Below are 12,366 nucleotides of genomic sequence, written 5' to 3'. Positions count from 1 at the left end.
CCGCTCAGTGAGCACGAGTGGAGCGGTAGTTCAGTTGGTTAGAATACCTGCCTGTCACGCAGGGGGTCGCGGGTTCGAGCCCCGTCCGTTCCGCCACTTATTATGAAAGCCCTGAATCGGAAATGGTTCAGGGTTTTTTCATTTCTGTGGTTTGTAGAAAAAGCGGTAGAAATGAGTTAGGAGAAAAATGCGGCCACCCGGAAAGCAGTGACCGTTTTTTTAGAAATCCCAATCTTCATCTTCGGTATTAACGGCTTTGCCTATTACATAAGATGAACCGGAGCCAGAAAAGAAGTCGTGATTTTCATCGGCATTTGGCGAGAGCGCTGAGAGAATTGCGGGATTCACATCCGTCATGCTGGCAGGGAATAGCGCTTCATAGCCCAGATTCATCAGCGCTTTGTTCGCGTTGTAGTGAAGGAATTTCTTCACATCTTCCGTCCAGCCGACGCCATCATAGAGTTCCTGCGTATACAGCACCTCATTGTCGTACAAATCCTGTAGCAGATCGTAGGCGAAATTTTTCACCTGCTGCTGGCGAGCGGGATCGGCCTTTGCGAGTCCGCGCTGGAATTTGTAGCCTATATAGTAGCCGTGTACGGCTTCGTCGCGGATGATGAGTCGGATCAAATCTGCCGTGTTGGTCAGCTTGGCGCGGCTTGACCAGTACATCGGCAGGTAAAATCCAGAGTAGAACAGGAACGACTCCAGAAACACGCTGGCGACTTTCTTCATCAGCGGATCGTCGCTGCGATAGTGCGAAAGAATAATGTCAGACTTCTTCTGTAGCGCCGGATTCTCTTCGCTCCAGCGATAGGCATCATCCACTTCGCTGGTCAGGCAAAGCGTGGAAAAAATTGAGCTGTACGAGCGAGCGTGTACCGCTTCCATAAAACTGATGTTGGACAGCACGGCTTCTTCGTGCGGCGTCACCGCATCGGGCATGAGCGTTGGCGCGCCCAGCGTATTCTGGATGGTGTCCAGCAGCGTCAGACCGGTAAAAACACGGATCGTCAGCTGGCGTTCGCGGGCGTTGAGCGTGCTCCACGACGGAATATCGTTAGAGAGCGGCACCTTTTCTGGCAGCCAGAAGTTAGACGTTAATCGGTTCCAGACTTCCAGATCCTTGTCGTCTTCAATTTTGTTCCAGTTAATCGCCTGGACGTGAGTGAGTGCGGTCATGCTTCGATTTCCTTCCGCGATGGCTTATAGCGCACAGGACACACAGCCCTGAACTTCGGTGCCTTCCAGCGCCATCTGCCGTATGCGAATGTAATAAATAGTTTTAATGCCCTTGGTCCAGGCGTAGATCTGCGCTTTATTGATGTCACGTGTGGTGGCGGTATCGCGGAAAAACAGCGTTAGCGACAACCCCTGATCGACATGCTGCGTGGCGGCAGCGTAGGTGTCGATGATCTTCTGCGGCCCGATCTCATAGGCATCCTGGTAATACTCCAGGTTATCGTTGTTCATGTAAGGGGCAGGGTAGTAGACGCGACCAATCTTGCCCTCTTTACGAATTTCGATGCGTGACACAATCGGGTGGATACTGGATGTCGAGTGGTTGATATACGAAATCGAACCGGTCGGTGGAACCGCCTGTAAGTTTTGGTTGTAAATACCGTGCGCCATAACCGACTCGCGCAGCGCCGCCCAGTCTTGCTGGGTGGGAATGTGGATACCAGCCTGCTCAAACAGTTCACGCGCGCGGTCTGTCGTCGGTTCCCACTGCTGTTCGACGTATTTATCAAAATACTCGCCTGTGGCGTATTTGGAGAGTTCAAAACCTGAGAAACGCTGGTTACGCTCTATTGCTAGCGCGTTCGATGCCCGAATCGCGTGGAAAGCGACGGTGTAGAAATAGATATTGGTAAAATCGACGGCTTCTTCTGTGCCGTAAAAAATACGCTCTTTCGCCAGGTAGCCGTGCAGATTCATCTGGCCTAAACCAATCGCATGGGATTCGTCGTTGCCTTTTTCAATAGACGGCACGGAACGGATATGGCTCATGTCGGAAACGGCGGTCAGCGCGCGTATCGCCATTTCAACCGTTTGGCCGAAATCGGGTGAGGCCATTGCGTTGGCGATATTCATCGATCCGAGGTTACATGAAATGTCTTTGCCGATGTGGCGATAGCCAAGATCGTCGTCGTACAAGCTGGCGTCATTGACCTGCAAAATCTCAGAGCACAGGTTACTCATATTGATGCGGCCGTGAATCGGGTTCGCGCGATTCACCGTATCCTCAAACATCATGTAGGGATAACCGGACTCGAACTGGATTTCGGCGAGGATCTGGAAGAATTCGCGCGCCTTAATTTGGGATTTACGGATGCGCTTGTCGTTCACCATCTCGTGATATTTTTCGGTGACGCTAATTTCTGACAGCGGCACGCCGTAAACTTGTTCAACATCATAAGGTGAGAACAGGTACATCACCTGATTATTCTTCGCTAATTGGAAGGTGATATCGGGGATAACCACACCTAAAGATAACGTCTTGATACGGATTTTCTCGTCGGCATTTTCCCGCTTGGTATCCAGGAAACGCAGAATATCCGGGTGATGTGCATTGAGGTACACCGCGCCCGCGCCCTGACGTGCGCCAAGCTGGTTGGCGTAAGAGAAAGCATCCTCCAGCATTTTCATGATAGGAATAATACCAGATGACTGATTTTCGATACGCTTGATTGGCGCACCGGTTTCACGGATGTTGCTAAGCATGAAAGCCACGCCACCGCCGCGTTTTGAGAGCTGAAGCGCGGAGTTAATCGCTCGACCAATCGACTCCATGTTGTCTTCAATACGCAGCAGAAAGCAGGATACCAGTTCGCCGCGCTGCTTTTTACCGCAGTTGAGAAACGTGGGCGTGGCGGGCTGGAAACGTCCGCTGATAATCTCGTCAACCAGCGCGCTAGCCAATGCTGTGTCCCCTTTGGCAAGAGCTAGCGCTACGAGACAAACGCGATCTTCGTAGCGTTCAAGATAGCGTTTGCCGTCAAAGGTTTTCAGCGTATAGCCGGTATAGTATTTGAACGCGCCCAAAAAGGTTTGAAAGCGGAATTTGTGAGCGTAAGCCTGCTGAAAAAGGCTCTTGATAAAATCGAAGTGATACTGATCGAGCACTTCCGCTTCGTAGTAACCTTCTTCGACCAAATAACGCAGCTTTTCTTCCAGATTGTGGAAGAACACGGTGTTCTGATTCACATGCTGTAGGAAATAACGGCGCGCCGCGAGTTTATCCATCTCGAACTGGATATTTCCCTCTGCGTCGTAGAGGTTAAGCATCGCGTTCAGCGCATGGTAATCGAGTGAGTGGGCTTCCGCATCGGCTTTGCTTGCCTTTGCACTCACGTGGTCTGTTGTTGCCAAAATTCAGTTACTCCCTTACGCACATTTGCAACGTCTTCCGCTGTGCCGAGCAATTCAAAGCGGTACAGGTAGGGCACCTGACATTTCTGCGCAATGATGTCGCCAGCGATGCAGTACGCTGCACCGAAATTGGTATTGCCTGCGGCAATCACGCCGCGCAGGTAAGCGCGATTGTGCGGATCGTTGAGAAAGATGATGACCTGACGCGGCACAGCCCCTTTCGTGCTGCCTCCGCCGTAGCTGGGGACAACCAGAATATAGGGGCGATCAACTTTCAATGCAGGCTGTTCTGTCGCTATCGGAATTCTCAGGGCTGGCAAACCAACCCTGGAAATGAAGCGATGCGTGTTTTCCGACTGGCTGGAGAAATAGACCAGCGGGTTCATATAGCCTCCCTTACTGCAATTGCAGGGCGGCGTTTAGAGTACTGATCTTATCCGGGCGGAAACCGCTCCAATGGTCATTGGCCGTCATCACGACGGGCACTTGCTGATAGCCCAACGCTCTTACCTGCTGTAACGCCTGTTCATCTTCAGTTAAGTCCACCAGTTGATAGTTAATTCCTTGCTTATCCAGCGCACGGCATGTGGCGTTGCATTGAACACAATCTGGCTTAGTGAAAATAGTAATACGCATGATTCGTATTTACCCTTTGGCGTGAAAGAAGTATGTCGGAGCGGCTATCTTCAGGGTATATGCACCCGAACCGATCCACTGGGTAGCGACCCGTTACGTGACGGCTACACAAAGAATACTAGATGTGGACATTTAAAATTTCAACCACACAAGATATATGATTTTTAGTTGACCTTATACAAAATCACGCGAACCCAGATGTGGCAAGGCTGGTAGAGAATGCAAGTAAAAAATACAGAAAGAAATAAATGTGATGCGCATCATTTTTGATGAAATAGTGCACGACGAAATGAAGGGTAATGCGGGAAAGACAAAAGCCAACATGACTAATCCAGCTTTCCTCTGGTAAAAGTTGGCTTCTTAGTAACGCTTTTTTATGCTGACTAAGAGACAGTTTCGTGCGCAATGATACCGTCATTTTCATGCTACTTCATAGCATGCGCCCGACGCAGGGCGCTTGTATCTTTCTCATGTAGTGATTAGCTATCACTACATGAAACAGAGTGAGCTTCCGCAGGGCGCTAAGGCTATCAACCTTGCGATTGAGTTTAAGCCCTCTGTTTCACCTTTCACGCCAGCATTAACATTGAACGGTTACCTAGAGCACTGACTCTGAATGTACAAGCGGAACGGGCGTGACGGCTTCAGTGAAAGGGGGACATTATGTATTACATCGGCATTGATATCAGTAAACGTTTTATCGATGTGTGCTTATTGGTTGATGGCATTAAAGGTAAACGGAAGACGAAAGTTTTACCCAATGACCCCAACTCAGCACAGGCTTTGGCTCGATGGTTAATCCTGCAAAAATGTGACCCGAGTCAGGCTCATATCATCATGGAAGCCACTGGGATTTATCACGAACACCTGGCCTATGGTCTCCATCAGGCTGGTATTCTGGTGTCCGTGATAAACCCGCATCGGGTGCGTGAATTCGCCAAAGGAATGGGGATATTGACTAAAACGGATAAGGTTGATGCTTATGTGCTTGCCTGTTATGGCTGCCTGAAACAACCAGAAAACTGGCTCCCGCCTTCTCAAGAAATAAGGAAACTCAAAGTCTTGTTACAGCACAGGGATAGTCTGCTGAATGATAAACAACGCATAGAAAATCGACTGAGCACGTTAAAATCCACCACGGCCCCAGAAGAAGTCCTGACCTCGCTGGAGTCGATTGAGCGAAATTTGAAGAATGAGCTGGCAAGGATTGAACGCCTGATAGCGGAGCATATAGATAAGCATCCTGGGCTAAAAAATGACCTGAAACTTCTGCAATCGATTGATGGAGTTGGAGAGCAAATCGGGTGGAATATGTTAGCCATCATCCGGGGCAATAACTTCAGGAGCGCGGAACAGGTGGCGGCGTACCTGGGAGTTATCCCGGTTGAACATCGTTCAGGCACCTCGGTGTGTGGCAGGGCCAGACTGTCGAAAATAGGTCCGCCGGGTATCCGGGCAAAACTGTATATGGGAGCCATAGCGGCTATCAGTTGGAACAGTCATGTGAAAGCCCTCTATGAAAGACTGCGGCTAAAAGGAAAAGCGAAGATGGTGGCGATAGGGGCGGCGATGAGGAAACTGGTTCATCTGTGTTATGGCGTGCTGCATACGCAGCGGCCATATGACAAAAATTATGCGATGACGCCCCATTAAAATGCTTGACCGGCAACACGGTTACTCAGTCGCCGCCGCCCTGCGAACCCAGAATTATGCCGCTGCGCGGTTCCATCGGTGCCCATGCCCGCTTTTCGAGCCACCAGCGACATGCTCCCGGCATGGCGCTGGCTTTCGCGACGTCCTGTCGCTCACTCGGCGGTCAAGCGCACCGCTGCATAATTTTCACGCCGCATAACGGCAAAATCCTTGATGCCCTTATATTTGTGACTAAGAGATACACCCTATATGTATTGATTACAGAACGGGCAGGTTTCTGCCGTAATAGATTTCCTGCATTTCGTGATACAGCAGATCGGTGATTCTTTTCCGTTCGGCAGCGCTGAGTTCTTCAGGGCTGACGTTAAACAGGTAATGCTTGAGGTCGAAGTCTTTCAATAACATTTTGGTATGAAAGATATTTTCCTGATACACGTTCACGTCCATCATGTGATAGAGCGATTTCATGTCCTCTGACATGAAGTTCTGAACTGAATTAATCTGATGGTCGATGAAATGTTTTATGCCATTAACATCACGAGTAAACCCCCGTACGCGATAGTCGATGGTCACAATATCGGATTCAAGCTGGTGGATGAGGTAGTTCAATGCTTTCAGCGGCGAAATTACGCCACAGGTAGACACTTCGATATCAGCTCTGAAGGTACAAAGTCCGCCTTCCGGGTGGCTTTCTGGATAGGTATGGACGCAGATATGGCTTTTATCCAAATGTGCAACGACGGAATTAGGCAGCGGCCCTGGGTGTTCTGAGGTGTCCACGTCACGTGGATCGATAGGCTCTTCGCTGACCAGAATGGTCACGCTGGCACCCTGTGGGTCATAGTCCTGACGCGCGATGTTAAGGACGTTCGCGCCGATAATTGAGCAGGTTTCAGTGAGGATTTCTGTTAAACGGTTAGCGTTATATTGTTCGTCGATATAGGCGATATAACCATCGCGATCGTCGGCTGTTTTGGTGTAACAGATATCGTAGATACAAAAACTCAGGCTTTTCGTCAAGTTGTTAAAGCCGTGTAGCTTCAGCTTGTGCAATTTACGTCACCCCCTTGTGGCTGTGTGGTTCCTTAAGTGATCGATTATTGCGCATTTTGTAACGCGCTCAGCAGATATTGTGGCAGGGCAAAGCTGCCGATGTGAACATCAGGCGTGTAATAGCGACAGGCGATAGCGGATTGTGTAAAACGCTGGTGCAGCGTTGCGGTGTCTATCTGGCGCAGTGCTGGGTGATTACTGGCCCAGGCGAACGTCATAATACCGCCGTAGTAGGTCGGGATTGCCGCCTGATAAAAGCTGACATCATGGAAGTAACGGCTGAGTTTTTTATGGCTACCGACGGCTTCATCTTGTTGCAGGAAACACACGCCATTCTGCGCGACAAAAATTCCACCTTCGTTCAGGCAGCGGGCACAACCCTGATAGAAATCGGAGGTGAACAGGCTTTCGCCGGGGCCGATGGGGTCGGTGCAATCCGAAATAATGACGTCAAACTTTTCGCTGCACTGTCTGACGAAGTTAACGCCGTCATCAATCACCAGATTAAAACGCGGGTCATCATAGCTACCAGCGCTGTGATTGGGCAGATACTGGCGACAAAACTCCACCACGCCCGCATCGATTTCTACCATTGTGATCTGTTCGACGCTGCGGTGTCGGCTGACTTCCCGCAGCATGCCGCCATCGCCGCCACCGATAATCAGTACGCGTTTGGCGTTACCGTGTGACAGAAGGGGAACGTGGGTGAGCATTTCGTGGTAGATGAATTCATCGCGCTCGGTGGTTTGCACCACGCCGTCAAGCGCCATCACGCGACCTAACGCCTTGTTTTCAAAAATGATGAGATCTTGATGATCGGTCTTCTCGTGATACAGCACGCGATCAACCGAAAAATACTGGCCAAAGTTGGCATGCAGGGTTTCATACCAAATTTCTTTCTGGGACATGTTAGGGCTTCCTCCGCGATAACAGCCATGAAAATTGGCGCGCCATCATAGCCGACTCTTTTGCCGCTTGCACGGTCAAATTTCAGTCAGTGCGGAGGAGGAGGAGAATTACTGCGCGTAGGAGAGTAAACCGAGCGAATTACGTGCCAGAGACTGACATTTCTTCGGGGTAGGAATCGCGATTTTACTGAGATCGCGATAGCTGTCTTCACCCATTGCTGTCATGTCATAGGCGCTATAATTGCTGAGATCCCAGCGGTTCTGCTGAGCAAATGCGACCAACGTCCGACGAACCTGTTCATTTGGCAGGTCTTGGTAACCACAGTGGTTTTTCAGATAAACAAAGATCGCGGTTAGATCGGCCAGATCTTCCGCCTCAAATTCATTCAGCGCCTTGCTGGCGGAAGAGAAGCTCATCAGGCTTAGCAGGAGCAGAGCCAGCGCAGAGTTTTTCATGGTTGAACCTGTTCCAAATATCGTCAGATGACGTTATCACAGATATCGCAGGGTTTTCCAAGCTTTCTTACGGGAAACATCTGATATCTCCGCCACCCTTCAAGTAGCACGGACGTTGGTTTTTCTTAAGCCCTCATTTTCGTGGATGCGCACATTGCGCGCTTCAAAACGCTAACATCTTGTCTTGCGGAGCGAATTATTTCGGGAATTACGATAAAAAAAACGGGTCCGGGGCGAGGGAGAAATATTTTTATTAACGCTATGAAATATAGGTTGTTTATTTGATTTCATTTCAATAATAAAAGTCGTATCGGGTTAATCGCAGGATTAGAGCCAATTTATCGTTGTTTGATACGATGACGCCGCTGTCAGGCTCTGTTATTAATAACAACGATCTTATCTACTACAGTTTTTATTCTATGATCTCCGGTGTCTGGCGCGTCAGTAGTTGGTTGTTGGCGGGACTGTTGCTGCTTCCTTTAGCGACGGTTTTTTATCAGGTTTTTTTTGCCGACGGAATGGGGTTTACCCAACTGTGGCAAATCGGGTTACCCACCTATCTGTTGCATTCTGCGGTCATCGTGATTGGCACGCTTTTTTTCAGCTTGCTGTTGGGGTTGCCTTCAGCCTGGTTCATCGCCATGTACCGCTTTCCCGGCCATCGTGTGCTGCAATGGGCGCTTTGCCTACCGCTCGCGATGCCTGCGTTCCTGCTTGCTTACCTTTATACCGATGTGTTACGGCATCTTTCCTCGCTGTTGCGGGTGTGGGGGCTACAGATAACATCGCCGTGGGGAGAATCCCACGCCGTCGGGCTATCGGTTTCACTGGGCTGCGTGAGTCTGACGCTGGCGCTCGTTTTATACCCCTACATTTACCTGTTGGTACGCGAAGCTCTGGTGAAACAGCCTGCTAGCCTTATCCATTCGGCTCGTTTGCTGAATCAGACACGTTCCCAGGTATTCCGTCGCTTATGCCTGCCTATTGCGCTACCCGCGATTGCCTGCGGTGGCGCGTTAGTAGTGGTTGAGACATTAGGCGACTATGGTGCCGCGTCTTATCTTGGTATTCCAACCATGACAACACAGGTGCTCGATATCTGGCAGGGGCAGGGCGATCTCGGGGCGGCATCGCGCCTTGGTGTGTTGATTCTGCCCGCGATCTTTGTCTTGATGTTTCTGGTTAATTTTTGGCGTCGGAAGCAGAAAATTTATCAAGCTCAGTCGAACACTTCTCTGGTGGTTCCGCCTGTGTTGAGCGGGTGGCGTAGCAAGGTCGCTCGCGGTTACTGCTGGGGAATTGTCTGTCTGTCATTCCTGTTTCCGCTGTTGTATCTCCTCTTTTTAGCTCTCCGTCATATGATGTCGGTATGGGATATAGCATTCCTTCATGCGGTGACGAATAGCCTACTGGCGTCTTCCGCGGCGACCGTCATCATTACGTTAATGGCGCTGTCGTTTATCTTCTACACCCGTACGGCTGGCATGTTTGCCAACCATACGCCAGTTCGGCTGGTGAGCCTGAGTTTTGCTTTGCCTGGCGCGGTACTGGCCGTTGGGCTGTTTACCTTGCTGTCGCTGGTGGATAGAGGGATTACGCTTTTTGCTAGCGCTGCCGGACTACCCACAGCAGATACTTGGCTGGCGGGGTCATTGTTTATTCTCATTCTTGCCTATAGCGTTAAATTTGGGCGTTTGATGCTAGACAGCCTTGAACGCAGCATGGACGCTATTCCTCGGTCGCTGGATAGCGCGAGCCTCGTGCTGGGGGCTTCCCCCCTCAGCCGTTGGTCACGCCTGCATATACCGTTGTTGCGTCGCAGTGTGTTCATCGGGGCGTTGCTGATCTTCACGGAAAGCATGAAAGAGCTGAATGTCTCGTTGCTGCTGCGTCCTTTTGGGATCGATACGCTGGCAACCTATGTTTTTCGCTTTACAGCGAGTGAGCACGTCGCGTCATTTGCCTTTCCTGCGCTGGTGTTAGTTGCGGTAGGGCTGATACCGGTTTTTGGGCTGAACCGCGCATTGAATATAAAAGGATAATCACATGGCCGCGTCGATAGATATTCTGAGCGTTCAGTCGGTAAGTTGTTCGTTGCAGCAGTCTGCCGTGTTGGAGAACATCTCATTTGCCGTGCGTGATGATGAGACTATCTGCCTACTGGGCAAGAACGGTTGTGGTAAGACGGCGCTATTACAGGTGATTGCAGGCCTGCTGCCGATTACCCAGGGCAAGATCTTGTTGGAGGGGGGGCCAGTCAGCTCACCGCAGGAGTACGTCTTGCCTGAACGGCGTCAGGTTGGCCTGATTTTTCAGGATTACGCGCTCTTTCCGCATCTGACGGTGGAAGGCAATATTGCGTTTGGGCTATATGGCCGTCCGGAAAGCGAGGTAAAGCCAATTTGTGCGGAGATGCTGACGCTCTTGCAACTGGGTGAGGTTGCCGCACGTTATCCACACGAGCTATCAAATGAACAGCAACAGCGTTTGGCGATTGCCCGCGCGCTGGCCTGTGAGCCGAAATTGTTGTTGCTGGACGAACCGTTTCCCGGTTTGGACAGCCAGACCCGCTATCGCCTGATTACTGAATTACGGCAGATTCTCAAACAGCGTCATGTCGCGGCGGTGTTCGCCACGCACAGCCGGGAAGAAGCTTTTGCCTGCGCCGACCATCTGATTCTGTTGGATGAAGGAAAAATTATGCAGCAGGGCTATCCCTCTGAGCTGTACCATCGGCCGAACAGCCGCTTTGTGGCTGATTTTATGGGGAATACGAATTATCTGCCCGTAAAGATTATGAGCGACCACCAATGGCAGAGTCCATTGGGCGATCATCATGCAACACATCCACTCAATCAACCGATCGATTCGCAGTGCGACTGGATGGTGCGTCCTGCTGATGTGGCGTTGGCGCTCGATCCTGATGGTCCGGCATTTATCGAAGATCGGCTGTTTATGGGGACATCAAACTTGTATCGGGTGAAGCTGGGGGAACTGATGTTACTGGTGCAGACCGGCAACTGGTTTGAGCCAGGGCAGCAGATACGTTTGAGCATTAAGACGGACCCTCCGGTCCTGTATCCGGCTTTGCCTGCCGTCAGCAATACGGCTGACGGCTCTGAAACGAAATGACTACGCGCCTGCGTGTAAATCTGACGCAGGCATGATCCAGGCGCTGTTGTGCTTTTCAAACCCGAGTTTCGGGTAGTAATCGACCGCCAGCGGCGCGGCTAGCAAAATGATTTTGCAGCCTTTTTCCAACTGCTGAGCGGTTTCCTGAATCAGTTTCTTTCCTATTCCCGCATGCTGACAGTCGTCTGACACGGCCAGATCGGACAGATAACAGCAAAAATGAAAATCCGTTACGCTGCGCGCAACCCCAATCAGAGTATCCCCTCGCCACGCGGAAACCAGCAGATTGGCGTGCTTAAGCATACCTGCAATCGCCGTCTCATCATCCAGCGGGCGACGCGCTCCTAATGAGGTTTTCGCCAACAGCTCAACGAACTGCTGGCAGGAAAGCGGGGCGTTCACTTTGTAGCAAACATCCACAGAGGGTGTGCTCATGGTGTCTCCTTCATGGTGTGGTTTCTGATATACTTCGCGCGCCCGGGCATGGCCTGGGCTGATTGACATCAGCATTGGCGCATCATCGGTAATGAGTCTGTCATTTTTCCGATGGTGCTGAATACCTTACTTCAAAGAGTTATCAGTATGATGAAACATACCGTGGAAGTCATGATTTCTGAGCAGGAAGTGATGGCGCGGGTTACCGAACTGGGGCAACAGATCAGCGAACACTACCGTGATAGCGGCAGCGATATGGTGCTGGTGGGGCTATTGCGCGGCTCGTTTATCTTTATGGCCGATTTATGCCGGGCGATCGATGTCCCTCACGAAGTGGATTTCATGACGGCATCCAGCTATGGCAGCGGTATGAACAGTACGCGCGATGTTAAAATCCTGAAAGATTTGGATGAAGATATTCGCGGCAAAGACGTATTGATCGTTGAAGATATTATCGATTCGGGCAATACCCTGAGCAGAGTGCGGGAAATTCTGCAACTGCGTGAGCCAAAATCGTTGGCTATCTGTACGCTATTGGATAAGCCAGAGCGCCGCGAAGTGGCGGTGAAAGTCGAGTGGGTTGGGTTCTCGATCCCTGATGAATTCGTTGTGGGTTACGGCATCGACTATGCTCAGCACTATCGCCATTTGCCTTACGTCGGCAAGGTTGTTCCGCAAGAATAACGTAAAAAAGATAAGGCTGATGCCGTGAACGACGCCC

12 protein-coding genes and 1 tRNA gene are annotated in these 12,366 nt (G+C 50.7%); 5 read left to right on the top strand and 8 right to left on the bottom strand.

Features of this window, described 5'->3' with window-relative positions; genetic code table 11:
* Positions 1 to 19 precede the first annotated feature (19 nt).
* Positions 20 to 96, top strand: a tRNA-Asp gene (locus E2566_RS16025).
* 123 nt (positions 97 to 219) lie between these two features.
* On the opposite strand, the gene nrdF is transcribed toward E2566_RS16025, so the two are convergent.
* The 4 genes from nrdF to nrdH all read right to left on the bottom strand — a co-directional run bounded on the left by nrdF (position 220) and on the right by nrdH (position 4,008).
* Positions 220 to 1,182, bottom strand: a complete 963-nt coding sequence (gene nrdF, locus E2566_RS16020) for a class 1b ribonucleoside-diphosphate reductase subunit beta (RefSeq protein ID WP_107169953.1) — start codon at positions 1,180 to 1,182, stop codon at positions 220 to 222.
* Positions 1,183 to 1,206: 24 nt separating this feature from the next.
* Positions 1,207 to 3,288: a class 1b ribonucleoside-diphosphate reductase subunit alpha gene (gene nrdE, locus E2566_RS16015; protein ID WP_233671887.1), complete on the bottom strand. Its 2,082-nt coding sequence runs from the start codon at positions 3,286 to 3,288 to the stop codon at positions 1,207 to 1,209.
* Positions 3,289 to 3,350: 62 nt separating this feature from the next.
* A complete protein-coding gene (nrdI, locus tag E2566_RS16010; protein ID WP_010280810.1) occupies positions 3,351 to 3,758 on the bottom strand; it encodes a class Ib ribonucleoside-diphosphate reductase assembly flavoprotein NrdI in 408 nt (135 codons plus the stop codon).
* A 10-nt stretch (positions 3,759 to 3,768) separates the two neighbouring features.
* Complete coding sequence (gene nrdH / locus E2566_RS16005; RefSeq protein WP_011094848.1) at positions 3,769 to 4,008, bottom strand: glutaredoxin-like protein NrdH; 240 nt, start codon at positions 4,006 to 4,008, stop codon at positions 3,769 to 3,771.
* A 663-nt stretch (positions 4,009 to 4,671) separates the two neighbouring features.
* On the opposite strand from nrdH, the gene E2566_RS16000 reads away from it, so the two are divergent.
* Entirely contained in the window at positions 4,672 to 5,661 is a 990-nt protein-coding gene (locus E2566_RS16000) for an IS110 family RNA-guided transposase (protein ID WP_107168428.1), read from the top strand.
* A gap of 258 nt (positions 5,662 to 5,919) precedes the next feature.
* On the opposite strand, the gene speD is transcribed toward E2566_RS16000, so the two are convergent.
* The 3 genes from speD to E2566_RS15985 all read right to left on the bottom strand — a co-directional run bounded on the left by speD (position 5,920) and on the right by E2566_RS15985 (position 8,078).
* Positions 5,920 to 6,714: an adenosylmethionine decarboxylase gene (speD, locus tag E2566_RS15995; RefSeq protein ID WP_039317746.1), complete on the bottom strand. Its 795-nt coding sequence runs from the start codon at positions 6,712 to 6,714 to the stop codon at positions 5,920 to 5,922.
* A gap of 44 nt (positions 6,715 to 6,758) precedes the next feature.
* Positions 6,759 to 7,622 carry a polyamine aminopropyltransferase gene (gene speE / locus E2566_RS15990; protein ID WP_107171164.1) on the bottom strand — a complete coding sequence of 288 codons (864 nt, stop codon included), beginning with the start codon at positions 7,620 to 7,622 and terminating at the stop codon, positions 6,759 to 6,761.
* 108 nt (positions 7,623 to 7,730) lie between these two features.
* Positions 7,731 to 8,078: a YacC family pilotin-like protein gene (locus E2566_RS15985; protein WP_005968999.1), complete on the bottom strand. Its 348-nt coding sequence runs from the start codon at positions 8,076 to 8,078 to the stop codon at positions 7,731 to 7,733.
* 356 nt (positions 8,079 to 8,434) lie between these two features.
* Here E2566_RS15985 and E2566_RS15980 point away from each other — a divergent pair, with 356 nt between their 5' ends.
* Both E2566_RS15980 and E2566_RS15975 read left to right on the top strand, forming a co-directional pair.
* Positions 8,435 to 10,120: an ABC transporter permease gene (locus E2566_RS15980; protein WP_107171163.1), complete on the top strand. Its 1,686-nt coding sequence runs from the start codon at positions 8,435 to 8,437 to the stop codon at positions 10,118 to 10,120.
* Between the two features lie 4 nt (positions 10,121 to 10,124).
* Positions 10,125 to 11,210, top strand: coding sequence for an ABC transporter ATP-binding protein (locus E2566_RS15975; RefSeq protein ID WP_107171162.1), 1,086 nt, complete (start codon positions 10,125 to 10,127; stop codon positions 11,208 to 11,210).
* Here the strand turns inward: E2566_RS15975 and E2566_RS15970 are convergent, their stop codons facing one another.
* Entirely contained in the window at positions 11,211 to 11,645 is a 435-nt protein-coding gene (locus tag E2566_RS15970) for a GNAT family N-acetyltransferase (RefSeq protein WP_107171161.1), read from the bottom strand. It lies immediately after the preceding gene.
* A 150-nt stretch (positions 11,646 to 11,795) separates the two neighbouring features.
* Between E2566_RS15970 and hpt the strand changes: the two genes are divergently transcribed.
* Positions 11,796 to 12,329: a hypoxanthine phosphoribosyltransferase gene (hpt, locus tag E2566_RS15965; protein ID WP_011094841.1), complete on the top strand. Its 534-nt coding sequence runs from the start codon at positions 11,796 to 11,798 to the stop codon at positions 12,327 to 12,329.
* The last annotated feature ends 37 nt before the right edge of the window (positions 12,330 to 12,366 follow it).

This window comes from Pectobacterium punjabense (genome assembly GCF_012427845.1).
Classification (GTDB): domain Bacteria; phylum Pseudomonadota; class Gammaproteobacteria; order Enterobacterales; family Enterobacteriaceae; genus Pectobacterium; species Pectobacterium punjabense.
This window is presented reverse-complemented; position numbering and strand designations above follow the sequence as displayed.

Excerpts from the sequence above, each read along its gene's own strand:
- nrdF (WP_107169953.1), bottom strand. The coding sequence starts at position 1,182 with ATGACCGCACTCACTCACGTCCAGGCGATTAACTGGAACAAAATTGAA.
- nrdE (WP_233671887.1), bottom strand. The coding sequence starts at position 3,288 with ATGCTTAACCTCTACGACGCAGAGGGAAATATCCAGTTCGAGATGGAT.
- nrdI (WP_010280810.1), bottom strand. The coding sequence starts at position 3,758 with ATGAACCCGCTGGTCTATTTCTCCAGCCAGTCGGAAAACACGCATCGC.
- nrdH (WP_011094848.1), bottom strand. The coding sequence starts at position 4,008 with ATGCGTATTACTATTTTCACTAAGCCAGATTGTGTTCAATGCAACGCC.
- E2566_RS16000 (WP_107168428.1), top strand. The coding sequence starts at position 4,672 with ATGTATTACATCGGCATTGATATCAGTAAACGTTTTATCGATGTGTGC.
- speE (WP_107171164.1), bottom strand. The coding sequence starts at position 7,622 with ATGTCCCAGAAAGAAATTTGGTATGAAACCCTGCATGCCAACTTTGGC.
- E2566_RS15985 (WP_005968999.1), bottom strand. The coding sequence starts at position 8,078 with ATGAAAAACTCTGCGCTGGCTCTGCTCCTGCTAAGCCTGATGAGCTTC.
- E2566_RS15980 (WP_107171163.1), top strand. The coding sequence starts at position 8,435 with ATGACGCCGCTGTCAGGCTCTGTTATTAATAACAACGATCTTATCTAC.
- E2566_RS15975 (WP_107171162.1), top strand. The coding sequence starts at position 10,125 with ATGGCCGCGTCGATAGATATTCTGAGCGTTCAGTCGGTAAGTTGTTCG.
- E2566_RS15970 (WP_107171161.1), bottom strand. The coding sequence starts at position 11,645 with ATGAGCACACCCTCTGTGGATGTTTGCTACAAAGTGAACGCCCCGCTT.
- hpt (WP_011094841.1), top strand. The coding sequence starts at position 11,796 with ATGAAACATACCGTGGAAGTCATGATTTCTGAGCAGGAAGTGATGGCG.